General features: G+C 65.7%; 6 protein-coding genes and 7 pseudogenes. 10 read left to right on the top strand and 3 right to left on the bottom strand.

Going from position 1 to position 11969, the window contains the following annotated elements; genetic code table 11:
* Nucleotides 1–231 precede the first annotated feature (231 nt).
* Together ABZ420_RS22070 and ABZ420_RS22065 are read left to right on the top strand one after the other, a co-directional pair.
* Nucleotides 232–1416: an acyl-CoA dehydrogenase family protein gene (locus ABZ420_RS22070; protein ID WP_357125676.1), complete on the top strand. Its 1185-nt coding sequence runs from the start codon at nucleotides 232–234 to the stop codon at nucleotides 1414–1416.
* A 150-nt stretch (nucleotides 1417–1566) separates the two neighbouring features.
* A complete protein-coding gene (locus ABZ420_RS22065; protein WP_357125673.1) occupies nucleotides 1567–2043 on the top strand; it encodes a pyridoxamine 5'-phosphate oxidase family protein in 477 nt (158 codons plus the stop codon).
* A 605-nt stretch (nucleotides 2044–2648) separates the two neighbouring features.
* On the opposite strand, the pseudogene ABZ420_RS22060 reads toward ABZ420_RS22065, so the two are convergent.
* Nucleotides 2649–4031: pseudogene (locus tag ABZ420_RS22060) on the bottom strand (IS1380 family transposase).
* 217 nt (nucleotides 4032–4248) lie between these two features.
* On the opposite strand from ABZ420_RS22060, the pseudogene ABZ420_RS22055 reads away from it, so the two are divergent.
* From ABZ420_RS22055 to ABZ420_RS22020, 8 genes and pseudogenes are all read left to right on the top strand, one after another.
* Nucleotides 4249–4803: pseudogene (locus tag ABZ420_RS22055) on the top strand (N-acetyltransferase family protein); the annotation flags it as partial.
* Nucleotides 4804–4815: 12 nt separating this feature from the next.
* A pseudogene (mhpB, locus tag ABZ420_RS22050) lies at nucleotides 4816–5379 on the top strand (3-carboxyethylcatechol 2,3-dioxygenase); the annotation flags it as partial.
* A gap of 67 nt (nucleotides 5380–5446) precedes the next feature.
* Nucleotides 5447–5692 (top strand): annotated as a pseudogene (locus ABZ420_RS22045) (4-hydroxy-2-oxovalerate aldolase); the annotation flags it as partial.
* A gap of 35 nt (nucleotides 5693–5727) precedes the next feature.
* Nucleotides 5728–6369: an XRE family transcriptional regulator gene (locus ABZ420_RS22040; protein ID WP_357125670.1), complete on the top strand. Its 642-nt coding sequence runs from the start codon at nucleotides 5728–5730 to the stop codon at nucleotides 6367–6369.
* Between the two features lie 73 nt (nucleotides 6370–6442).
* Nucleotides 6443–6664, top strand: a pseudogene (locus ABZ420_RS22035) (IS481 family transposase); the annotation flags it as partial.
* A gap of 35 nt (nucleotides 6665–6699) precedes the next feature.
* Nucleotides 6700–6987, top strand: a pseudogene (locus ABZ420_RS22030) (IS110 family transposase); the annotation flags it as partial.
* Nucleotides 6988–7063: 76 nt separating this feature from the next.
* Nucleotides 7064–9109, top strand: coding sequence for an AAA family ATPase (locus tag ABZ420_RS22025; protein WP_357125667.1), 2046 nt, complete (start codon nucleotides 7064–7066; stop codon nucleotides 9107–9109).
* 156 nt (nucleotides 9110–9265) lie between these two features.
* A pseudogene (locus tag ABZ420_RS22020) lies at nucleotides 9266–9421 on the top strand (IS5/IS1182 family transposase); the annotation flags it as partial.
* Nucleotides 9422–9492: 71 nt separating this feature from the next.
* Here ABZ420_RS22020 and gndA read toward each other — a convergent pair.
* Nucleotides 9493–10935 carry an NADP-dependent phosphogluconate dehydrogenase gene (gene gndA, locus ABZ420_RS22015; RefSeq protein WP_357125664.1) on the bottom strand — a complete coding sequence of 481 codons (1443 nt, stop codon included), beginning with the start codon at nucleotides 10933–10935 and terminating at the stop codon, nucleotides 9493–9495.
* Nucleotides 10922–11965 (bottom strand): glucose-6-phosphate dehydrogenase (coenzyme-F420), encoded by a 1044-nt coding sequence (fgd, locus tag ABZ420_RS22010; protein WP_357125661.1) that lies wholly within the window; start codon nucleotides 11963–11965, stop codon nucleotides 10922–10924. The genes gndA and fgd overlap by 14 nt, the downstream gene beginning before the upstream one ends.
* Nucleotides 11966–11969: the final 4 nt, after the last annotated feature.

Below are 11969 nucleotides of genomic sequence, written 5' to 3'. Positions count from 1 at the left end.
CATGCAGATCACGAAATTCGCGGAAACGGTCATGCCCCAGGTATCGAACTACGCCGACCAATGGGGTGGCTTCACCAAACGGTTCCAACCCCACGTCACCCCCGCCGTCTGCCCACGTGTTCAGTCGATCGTCGGATGGCTGCAGGATCCGAGACCTGCTGGAGGCTGAGGTCCGGACACCACAACTACAAGAACCAGTCCAACCACAGCTCAGAAGGAGACGTTAGATCAATGGACCTCAAAACCGACTTCGACACCGACCTCAAGACCGAACTCATCAACCGGGCCGAAAACCTTACCGACCTCGTAGCCGGCGAGGCAGCCGATACGGATCGGCGTGGCTTCGTCTCGCCAGCCGTTACCGAAGCCTTCTGCGATGCCGGATTCATGAAGATCCTGGTGCCCAAACGCTACGGCGGCTACGAACTCGACGTCGACACCATGGCTGGGGTCGTTCGAACAATCGCCACTAGCTGCACCTCGACCGCATGGGTGCTCGCCTTCTACATCGGCCACAACTGGCTGCATGCGCTCTTTCCGGAACGCTCGCAGGACGAGGTGTTCGCTGAACGATCCTTCGCACTGACACCGGGGACATTCGCCCCGTCGTTCACCCTCACGCCGACGGCGGGAGGCTATTTGGCGACCGGCCGTAGTTCCTGGAACTCGGGCGCAGCGGGCGCCGGGTGGTTCATGAACGGCGGCTTGGTCAAGGTGGACGGGCAACCTCCGACCCTACGGTTCTTCCTCGCTCCCAAGGCTGATGTGACCGTCATCGAAAACTGGGACGTCGCCGGCCTGCGCGGGACGTCAAGCCACGACGTCGCGATCGATGGCGTCTTCATTCCCGAATATCACACGGTAGATGCCGGCGACGTCTTGAACGGGACCTCGCCGGGCGCTGCGCTGCACGCCAACCCGATCTACTCGATTCCGGTGATACCCTTCATCGTTGGCGAGATCCTTCCCGTCGCGGTCGGAACCTACAACGCCGCCGCCAAAGAGTTCAGGCGTGTCACCAAGGACCGCTACCTGAGCCAGACCGGTGCGCGCGCTTCCAGCACGCAGACCGCGCGAATCAACGTCGGAAAGGGCGACGCTGGTGCGGCACTGGCCGATTCGATGCTGGACAGCTATCTCAACGTGCTCGCCAACACCGATCCCGCACTGCTGCGCGACCCCGTCACCCGGGGCAAACTGAAGGCCCAAGGTGCGGTGATCACCGATTTCTGCGGGAGCGGCATCAACCAGTTGGTCTCGGCCGCGGGCGCCAACGCGTACCGCAACAGCTCACCCCTGCAGCGTCATTTCCGGGATATCAACATGATGCGTGTACACGCCACGCTCGATGTTGAACGTGCGACCGAAACCTACGGCGAGGTCCTGCTCGGGCTGCCACCGCAGGCTCCGATCTAGCCCATCACGCCCCGCATCTGCGCGACACCACGCGGGGCAAGGCGACTCTGATTCGCCGAGGCGATCGGGGCCGCGCAGGCCCCGATCGCGGTCGGCGGCACGGACTACGCGGCGATAACTTCCCGCCTCAACGTCAGCAAGGAGTCATCAATGTCTCGACGAGACCAAATTCGTATGAGCAACGGGGAGATCGACGCCTATCTCGCCGCGGAGCGGATCATGACCTGCGCCACCTTGGCGTCCAACGGCCGCCCGCACCTGGTGCCACTGTGGTACGCGCCCGACACGCCCACGCGGTTGGACTGCTGGACTTACGCGTCATCGCAGAAGGTGCACAACTTGCGGTCGCGGCCCCAGGCCACCGTCCAGGTGGAGTCCGGTGACGGCTATGAGCGATTGCGTGGGGTGAGCATGGAGTGCGACGTCGAGCTCGTCGACGACGCCGACATCGTCGCTGGCATCGGACTGGCAGTGACTGCGCGCTACTCCGCGGAACTGACCGCCGATTCCGTTGGTGACGACCTCACCCAATTCGTCAGGAAGCAGGCGGCCAAACGCGTCGGTCTGCGGTTCCACCCGACCCGCATCGTCAGCTGGGACCATCGGAAATTGGGCGGCGTCTTTTGACATCGCTACCCGCGAGGCTGCGGATCGTCACGTGAGCGCAGTGCCGGAGCCTCGGTGTTTGTCATCGATGAAATGCCTCACGGCCGACAGCCCGCCCGGATGGGCAGAGTTCGAAGATTTTCACGCCGCGGCGATCGCAGCCGACAGCTGGGTGATCGACGGCGACTACTCCTGCTTCTGATCGCCAGTTCTGGATTTATATTCAACGCCGGATCCCCGGCGGCGTTCACCCTACCTAATGCCTCGTCAAGCCCTTGGGAGATAATCGGGCCGCCGGATCTCGGAGTTGACGGCGAACTCGCGTTTAGGTTGAGCATGCTGGTTGTACCACCGGACGTAGGCGCCGATCGCGGCGTCTTGTTCGTCGTGGCTGCGGTGATCGGTGCCGTTCAACGCGAAGTAGCACAAGGCCGCGAATTCGGACTCGGCGGGTAGCGGGGGCGTGTTGCCACACCCCCGCCCCCTAAGCCTCGATCCACCGATGAAGGTTCCTGAGTGGTCCCCGCGTCTGAGGCGCGGGGACCGCTGGTTTTGGGTAGTGGGTAGCCGCTGGTCTACCCAGCCTTTCCACTGTTACTCCTGGTTGTAGTGGTGTTCTGCGGTGTTCAAGCCGTCGACAGCGGGGTGGTGGTGGCGTGCCATAACTGCCGCCAGGCCCGTACCCAGGGCCAGTGAGCGGGCAGGTGCAGGACGGGTCTGCGTTGCGGTCGGGTGAAACGAGCGGGAATGTTGATGATCTTTCGGCGCCCCGCGAGCACGGCCCAGTTGCGGGTCGGCGAGCACACCTGCGGCGCGCAGCAGATTGTGGGCGATCGCGGCGCACAGCACCCAGGCGGAATTCGCGCCGAAACGCCCGGACGGCATGTGGGCCAGCGGGCCGTCGATCAGGTCGGCGAACACGGTTTCGATCACGGCGTGGCGGCGGTGAGTGAGGTCGGCGTCCACGACCGGTTCGGTCGAGTCGGTGAAGAACGGGTGATACCGCCAGACCGGAAACAGTTCGTCCTGGCGGGCGGCGTCTTTGACGCGGCGCACGATCAACCGGGCGGTCACCGCTTCGGGTCCGGAAGCGAACGCGGTATACGGGATTTCGGCGACCTCGGCATCGGAAATCCACGCCCCGGTATCCGGATCCTGCATTGCACCGGGGTATTTCACTGGTGTCCACGCCTGTCGCCGATCGAGTCGATCGCGCGCTGCACGGCCCGGTTCTTCGTCAACACCAGCGAGAACCGCGCTCCGCCACGTCGGCAGGCCGCGATGACCGCGCGGCCACCGAAGGCGGAATCCCCGCGGACCAGGATCTCCCCGGCCACCCCCGCCTCGCGGGCGCAGGTGATAGCTTGGGCGACCATCCGGGCAGCGCCTTTCGCCGAGCCGGCCTTCCCGGCACGCAGCCGCATTCCCGCGATCACCGGCGCGGACAGATCGGTGCTGATCGTGGTCGCCAGCGGCGAAAGGCCTTTACGCAGAACCGGTTTACCCGAAACCTTGGTGAACCCATAGGACGCGCCCTGCTTGGCATACCCATACACCGGCCGTAACAGGGAATCGATATCGACAAACGCCCGCCGGTCGGCGCCCGGCAGCAGATCGACCCGCTGACATAACCGGGCCAGGTGCGCCCTCAGCGCCGATTCCAACTGTCGTGCGTGACCGAAAGTGAACTCCCACAACAACGTGCCGATCGTCGAGGGCGCATACACCTGGTGGAACACCGGGGGCATGCCGCCGCTGCGAAGCACGCCGACATCGTCGATGCTGTCGGCGCCAGCGCACATCCCCGCGATCAACGTCGTCAGCTTCGGGCCTGCGTTCGCCGCTCCGGAGCGGACCCGCGGCTGGCTGATCGCTACCTTTCGCGTCAGCAGTTCACCCAGTCCGGTCTGCTCGGCCAGCCGCATCACCGGTATCAGCCCGGCCGGCGACACCAGACTCTGATCATCGAATACCGCTGACTCCGCGGCGAACCTATGCAAAACTTGCACCCGAAGTGCCCTTCTGAGCCGGACCGATCACTGCCTCGACAACAGTGATCTCCCCAGCTCAAAGGGCACTTCTCCATTCATTCCACCCCAACTCGACAGTAACCGATCGGTGGATCGAGGCTAAGGTTCCCGGACACCAGCCTGGGAATCCTCGCCGAGCGCCGGTACGCGCGGAGCGGATCACCTTCAGCCACCTCCAGTCTCGGGCACCGCGCAGCCGCACGCGGCCGACGCGGTCATGGGCGTGTTGACCCCACGCCCCTGCTGCCCCGAGGACCTGCCTACCGACGTCACCGTCCGGCAGATGCGCGCAGACGAATGGCAGGCGGTGCGCCGCATCTACGGCGAAGGCATCGCCACCCGCACGGCAACCCCCGCCACCGAGGTCCCCAGCCGCGACACCCTCGAGGCGCGATGGCTACCGCAGCACCGGTGGGTGGCCGAGATCGACGGCGAAGTCGTGGGCTGGGCCGCGCTCAGCCCCGCCTCCCGCGATGAGGGCTACCAGGGCGTCGCCGAGAGTTCGGTGTATGTGGCCGAGCAGCTGCGCGGGCGCGGCGTCGGCAAAGCGCTGCTGCACAAGCAGGTCATCGCGGCCGACGAAGCCGGGCTGTGGACGCTGCAAACCTCGATCTTCCCGGACAACCGCGCCGCGATCGCCCTGCACCACTCCGCGGGCTACCGCACCGTCGGGGTGCGTGAGCGCATCGCCCAACTCGACGGAAAGTGGCGCGACAGCGTGTTCCTCGAACGCCGCAGCCCGGTGGTTTGAGCCGGCGCGCTCGGCGGCATCGACATCGTGCCCGTGGTACCGATCTTCATCAACGGCGTCGCCACGCCGTTGGGGCCCGTCAGCCGAATCCGCGCGCTGGGCACCGCGATCGGACAAGCCGCCGCCGAACTCGACCGTCGCGTCCTGTTCCTCGGCTCGGGAGGTCTGTCTCACGATCCGCCGGTCCCGGTACTGGCCGGTGCTCCCCCGCGGGTGGCCGACGCGCTCATCGAAGGCCATCCTCCGACACCCGAGCAGCGCGCCAAGGGCGAGCAGCGGGTGGTGCAGGCCGGACGCGACTACGCCTCCGGCGTCGCGACGATGACACCGATCAATCCCGACTGGGACAACCACCTGCTCGATCTGCTTCAGGACAACGCGCTGGCCGACTTCGACGACTGGAGCGTGGAATGGATGACCGAGCAAGGCGGCGGATCCGCCCACGAAGTGCGTACCTGGATCGCCGCCTACGCCGCTCTCGCAGCCGGAGGGGACTACGAGATCGACTACCGCTTCTACGAAGCCATTCCCGAGTGGATCGCCGGATTCGCCGTGACCACCGCAAGCCGTCGATGACCCGAGGAACCGACATCACTGAGCACACCGTCGACCGCGACCTCGTGCTGCGTGCCGCCCTGCGCCCCCGCGCGACCGCTCCGTCCAGGTCGACCACCAAACTTCGACTCCGGGCTACGCGGGCGTGTACCCCTCGTTCCTACGCCACGCCGAGAACGCCGCCACCCGCTATGAGGTCGACACCTGCACCCTGCTGCTCGAAGTCGGCCCACGCGGCCTGGTAGGCGGACAAGTGGACATGATCGTCGACATCGCGCCCGACCTCCTCGACGCCGTCGAGGCCTCGGACGCTGTCGCCGCAGGAGTGCGATGAATCTAGTGCACCGCGTATTCGTCGATAATGACGACATGCGTACCGCAAGTGACGGACCGACCAGCGAGAACGAACTCGTCGCCCGCAATGTCCGCCGCTATCGGATGGAGCGCGCCATGTCCCTGGGGGATTTGGCGCGCCGCTCCGGACTGTCCAAACAGACCTTGTCCAAGATCGAACAGGGCATCGGCAACCCCACCGTGGAGACCCTGTCCCAGCTCGCCACCGCCCTCGACGTCTCCACCAGGCGGCTGCTCACCGAATGGGGCACCCCGGTCTACGTCCAACGCAACACCGACAGCATCTGGACCGACCACGACGGCCGCGCCGAACGCATGCTCGATGACACCTACGGCTCCGGCCACGTCCGCACCCTGGTCCTGCGACTCGAACGCGGCACCACCGACCCGCACCCGATCGAACCCTACCCACCGGGGACACTGCACCACATCTACGTGATCACCGGAAAACTGCGCACCGGCCCCCTCGACGACACCGTCGACCTCACCGCGGGCGACTTCGTCCGCTTCCCCGGCGACGTCGCCCACCGCCACATCTGTCTCAGCGAACGCGTCGTCGCGCACATGGTCAGCACCATCCCCCAGCTCCGCCAATTCGGCTCCACCCTCGAGGTCACGCCCGCATCGACACCGTCCGCCCCCGCGACGAGCGCGTGATGGCGCGGTAGTTCGCCCACCGCACCGTCGGATCCGGCCACGACGGCGCTTGCGCACGCCCGGCTTCGTTTTCCGGGCGCGAGCGTTCTTCGCCGATCACGGCATCCTCCACATCCAGCGGATCGTCACTGATAACGGCGCCTGTCACCGGGCGACCGATTTCTCGAAGGTGCTGCTCGGAGCCCGCCGCCAACGCATCACGCCCTACACCCCGCGGCACAACGGCAAGGTCGAACGCTATCACCGGATCCTGGCCGAGGAATTCCTCTACGCCCGGGAATGGACCAGCGAAAAACCAACTAGGCCCGTGAGACGACTACCCTCGACACGATCACGATCTCATCCGCTACCAGCGAACACCGTCGTCTGCTGCACTGGGCGCAGTGCTGGAGCGAGCGCTACTGGGCGATCGAAAACGCAGACGGGCTCGGACACCATCTCACTCGATGGCTGATCGGCCACGGCGAGAAGGTGGTCGACGTCCCTCCCACCGCTACCGCCGAAATCCGCGCCCTCTCCCGAGGGAGTCGCCGCAAAAACGACCCGATCGACGCCGCTGCTGGCGCCTGGGTCGCGGCGATCAGGGACGAGAGCCGACCTGTTGTCTCCGCGGGCCACGCAGATGCCCTGGCGTTGCTCGACGAGCGGCGCCACACTCTCAACCGGCACCGGCGGTCGGCAACTGGCACCCGCGGTGGTCGCCGACGCAGTGCGGAAACACGACGCCGCCAATCCGGATCGGCGGCTCAACGCCGGGCAGATCGGTGTCATCGAAGGCTTCGCCACCTCCGGTTTGCAAGTTCAGACGGCCAACGCTCCCGCCGGATCGGGGAAGACTACCGCCATGCGCGTACTGACCGACGCATGGCATCACAGCGGCGGCAAGATTCTCGGATTGGCGCCGACCGCGTCGGCCGCCGCCGTACTGGGCCAGTCGATCGGCGCCCGCACGGAAACCGTCGACAAGCTCCTTCACGACTTGAACCAGCACCTCTCATACGCCACCGACCCGATGCTGGACCGAGGAACGCCACGACTGCTGCCTGAATGGGCGCTGCGAATCGACCGCGACACGTTGGTGATCGTCGACGAGCACGTCAAGCTCGGCAACCGCAAACCATTGCGCCTGCTGGAATTCCTCACCGAGCGTGGCGCGACGGTCCGCTGTATCGGCGACGACCATCAGCTGCCCGCGATCGAAGCCGACGGCGCTGAAGCCGATGCCAGCGTCGCCACATCGGACCAGACGATGATCCTGACACAGGTGGTCCGATTCGCCTCGATGGGCGAAGCCGCCGCGAGTTTGCAGTTGCGCGAGAGTGATACCGCCGCGCTGGGCTGGTACCTGGACAACGCTCGCGTGCACGCCGGACATCAGGGCGCGACCCACGACGAGGCCTACACCACGTGGGTGACCGACCACCTTGCCGGCCGTGACACCCTCATCCTCGCCGCCACCCATGAGGTCGTGACGGCGTTGAACGCGCGTGCTCGCGCGGACCGGATCACGCGCAACGGTGGCGATATCGGTGCGGAATGCGTCCTCGCCGACGGTCTCGCTGCATCGGTAGGCGACACCATCCGCACCCGCCGCAACAACCCCCGACTGCGACTCGGCGACCACGATTGGGTGCGCAACGGCTACAGCTGGACCATTACCGACGTCTACAACGACGGCAGTATCACCGCACACGCCACCGCACTGGCGATGACAAAGCAGGCGAAAGTGTGCGCCTTCCCACCGACTACGTGCGCGCCCATGTGCGCCCCGGCTACGCGGCGACGGACGATTGATTCCGCGCAAGGAATTACCACGGATACGTGTCATGTCGCGCTCACCGGAGCCGAAACCCGGCAACAGTTCTGCGTCGCGATGACCCGCGGAAAACACGGCACCTACGTCTACGATCCGACCGCATTAGACGGCAACGAAGCATCGTTCTGGAGCGAACCAGCAGTGTTTCCACGCACCGCCGTCGAAGTCTTGGTACGCGTACTCGGCCGCGACGGCGCGCGAAAATCCGCGCACACGCAACTGCGCGATGCGCTCGACCCCTACGCGCGGATCGGACGCGCGCTCGATGTCTACCTCGACGCGCTCGGCGTCGCGGCCGAACACGCTCTCGGCCCCGACGGCGTGCACCGGATCGACACCGCCGCCGAAACGGTGCGCCCGCATCTCACCGACAGCCCCGCCTATCCAGTGCTGCGCCAACATCTCGCCGTCATCGCGATGACCGGACGCGACCCAGTCACCGCCCTAGAATCGGCAGCCGCGGCACGGGAACTCGACACCGCCGACGACCCAGCCGCGGTCCTCGACTGGCGTCTGGACCCCACAGGAATGCACACCAGCAACCCCGGACCACTGCCCTGGGCGCGCGGCCTACCCGCCACACTCCACACCGACCCCGTCGCTGAACACCTGCAAGCACGACAACGAGTCGTCACCGACCTCGCCCACCAAATCCGCGACGACACCCGCGGCGTCGATTTTGGTGGCGATGAAGCACGCACCGAACTATCGATAACACCCCGCTACCGCCGCGGACAGCGCCGACAACTACAAACACGCATCGACGCACTGCTCACCGAACGCATCAACCGCGACCGGCACCACACCACCGCTCACGACTCCGCCCGCAGCGCGCACCGCACCGCGATCCTGCTCGCCGGAGCAGAACACGAGTGGGACCAGATACTCGCCAACCACCCAAAGCCCCTGAGTGGTCCCCGATGACGCGACCACCCAGGAATAGAGTCGGGTGATGTCATTCGGTGTTCAGGTGGTCCCGCAGGCCACCGGGTGGTGGTGGGTGTGGGTGCAGGCGGCAGACGCATTCCCTGGGGACGGCTCACAGGCTATATCCCCCGACGCGGCACCCACGACAAGGTGATAGGGCGATGGATCGTCGAACAATCCCTCGCCCTGCTGCACCAGTACCGCCGCCTCGCCACCCGCTGGGAACGACGCACCGACATCCACCAAGGATTGCTCGACCTCGCCGCCGCCCTCATCTGCTGGCGAAGACTCCGCAACCGAACCGGATAGGAGCTCTACGTCATAGCACACATCACCGAGATCGCCGCCGCGGTGGCCGTGCTGATGTGAAATGCCCTGACCTATGCTGAGACTTCGTTACGGTCCCCGCTCCACTGGGTGTGGAACTTACCCTCGGCGTCGACGCGCTCGTAGGTGTGGGCGCCGAAGAAGTCGCGCTGGGCCTGGGTGAGCGCGGCGGGCAGGCGCTCGGCGCGCAGGGCGTCGTAGTACGACAGCGAGGACGCGAAGGCCGGGACCGGAATGCCCAGCAGGGTCGCGGTCGCGACCACGCGGCGCCAGCTGTCGATCCCCTGTTCGATGGCCTCGCGGAAGTAGGGGGCCAGGATCAGGCTCGGCAGATCCGGGTTCTGCTCGTAGGCCTCCTTGATCCGGTTGAGGAAGCGAGCCCGGATGATGCAGCCGCCGCGCCAGATGGTGGCCAGATCACCGGGGTGCAGATCCCAGTCGTATTCGGCACTACCGGCCGCGATCTGGTCGAAGCCCTGCGCGTAGGCGACGATCTTGGACGCGTACAGCGCGCGGCGGATGTCCTCAGTGAACTGCGCCGCATCGGCGGGCTTGTCGGCCAGTGCGCCGGAGGCCAGCCCTCGGGCGGCCTTGCGCTGAGCCCGCGAACCCGACAGCGCGCGAGCGAACACCGCCTCCGCGATCCCTGTCACCGGAATACCCAGATCCAGCGCGGATTTCACCGTCCACCGCCCGGTCCCCTTCTGCTCGGCGGCATCCACGATGACATCGACCAGCGGCTTACCGGTCTTGGCGTCGACCTGATTCAGCACCTGCGCGGTGATTTCTACCAGGTAGGACTCGAGATCGCCGGAATTCCATTGGGTGAACACATCGGCGATTTGCTCGGCGTCGAAGCTGAGCGCCTCGCGGAACAAGTTGTACGCCTCGCCGATCAGCTGCATATCGGCGTATTCGATGCCGTTGTGCACCATCTTCACGAAGTGGCCCGAGCCGTCGGGGCCGATGTGGGTGCAGCACGGGGTGCCGTCGACCTGTGCGGCGATCGTCTCCAGCATCGGGCCGAGGGACTCGTAGGACTGTTTCGGCCCACCGGGCATGATGGCCGGACCGTTGAGCGCACCCTCCTCGCCCCCGGAGATGCCGGCGCCGACGAAGTTCAACCCGCGCGCCGCCATCGCGGCTTCGCGGCGAATGGTGTCGGTGTAGAGGGCGTTCCCGCCGTCGATGATGATGTCACCGGGCTCCATCGCCGCGGCCAATTCCTCGATGACGGCGTCGGTGGCCTCGCCCGCCTTCACCATAATGAGGACCCGGCGCGGCTTCTCCAGTGCGGCCACGAACTCCTCGACGGTTTCCGTCCGCACGAAATCGCCGTCGCTACTGTGCGCCTCGAGTAGCGCATCGGTTTTGGCGATACTGCGGTTGTGCAGGGCGACGGTGTAGCCGTTGCGCGCGAAGTTGCGGGCGATATTGCTGCCCATCACCGCCAGCCCGGTCACACCGATCTGAGCACGCGCTTCATTGGTCACCATCAGTGATTGTCTCCTCGTTAGGGGTCGACGAATATTGCCGCAGACGGGGCAGCACATCGGAGGTGAACTGTTCGAGGAAACGTGCCTGATCGTGACCGGGTCCATGGAATACCAGGTGATTCAAGCCAGCGTCGAGGTAAGGCTGGATACCGGCCATGGCCTCGTCCGGATTCGACGCGACGATCCAGCGTTTGGCCACCTGCTCGATCGGTAGCTGATCAGCCAACTGCTCCATCTCCACCGATGATCCCACGCTGTGCTTCTGCTCCGCGGTCAGCGACAGGGGCGCCCAGAACCTCGTATTCGCCAGTGCGCGATCGGGATCGCGGTCGTAGGACAACTTGACCTCGATCATCTTGTCGATTTCTGTCGAATCGCGTTGCGCCACAGCGGCTCCCGATTCGACGGCAGGCATCAACTGCTCAGTATAGAGTTCCATTCCCTTACCGGAGGTGCAGATGAAACCGTCGCCCACGCGGCCCGCGTATTTGGCCACCATCGGGCCACCGGCGGCGATGTAGACCGGGACCGGTTGCTCCGGCCGATCGTAGATCGTGGCGTTGACCGTTCGGAAGTGCTGTCCCTCGAACGACACATCGCCATCTGTCCACAATGCGCGCATGATCGTGATCGCCTCACGCAACCTCGCGAAGCGCTCGTTGAAAGCCGGCCACTCCCGACCCGATACCGCGATCTCGTTGAGCGCCTCACCGGTGCCGACACCCAGTAACACCCGGCCCTCGGACAACAACGACATCGTCGCGAACGCCTGGGCAACGACGGCGGGGTTGTATCGAAACGTGGGCGTCAGCACGCTCGTGCCGATGCGAACCCGGCTGGTGCGCTCGATGACCGCGGCCATCCACGCCATCGCATAAGGAGCGTGACCGCCCTGATGCCTCCAGGGCAAGAAGTGATCGGACACCATCACCGTATCGAGCCCGAGTTCTTCGGCCCGGACCGCGAACTCGACGAGTTCCCGAGGCCCGAACTGCTCGGCCGATGCCTTGTAGCCCACTCGCAACGGCATGCTG

Origin of the sequence: Nocardia sp. NPDC005745 (assembly GCF_040630775.1) — a bacterium.
GTDB lineage: Bacteria > Actinomycetota > Actinomycetes > Mycobacteriales > Mycobacteriaceae > Nocardia.
This window is presented reverse-complemented; position numbering and strand designations above follow the sequence as displayed.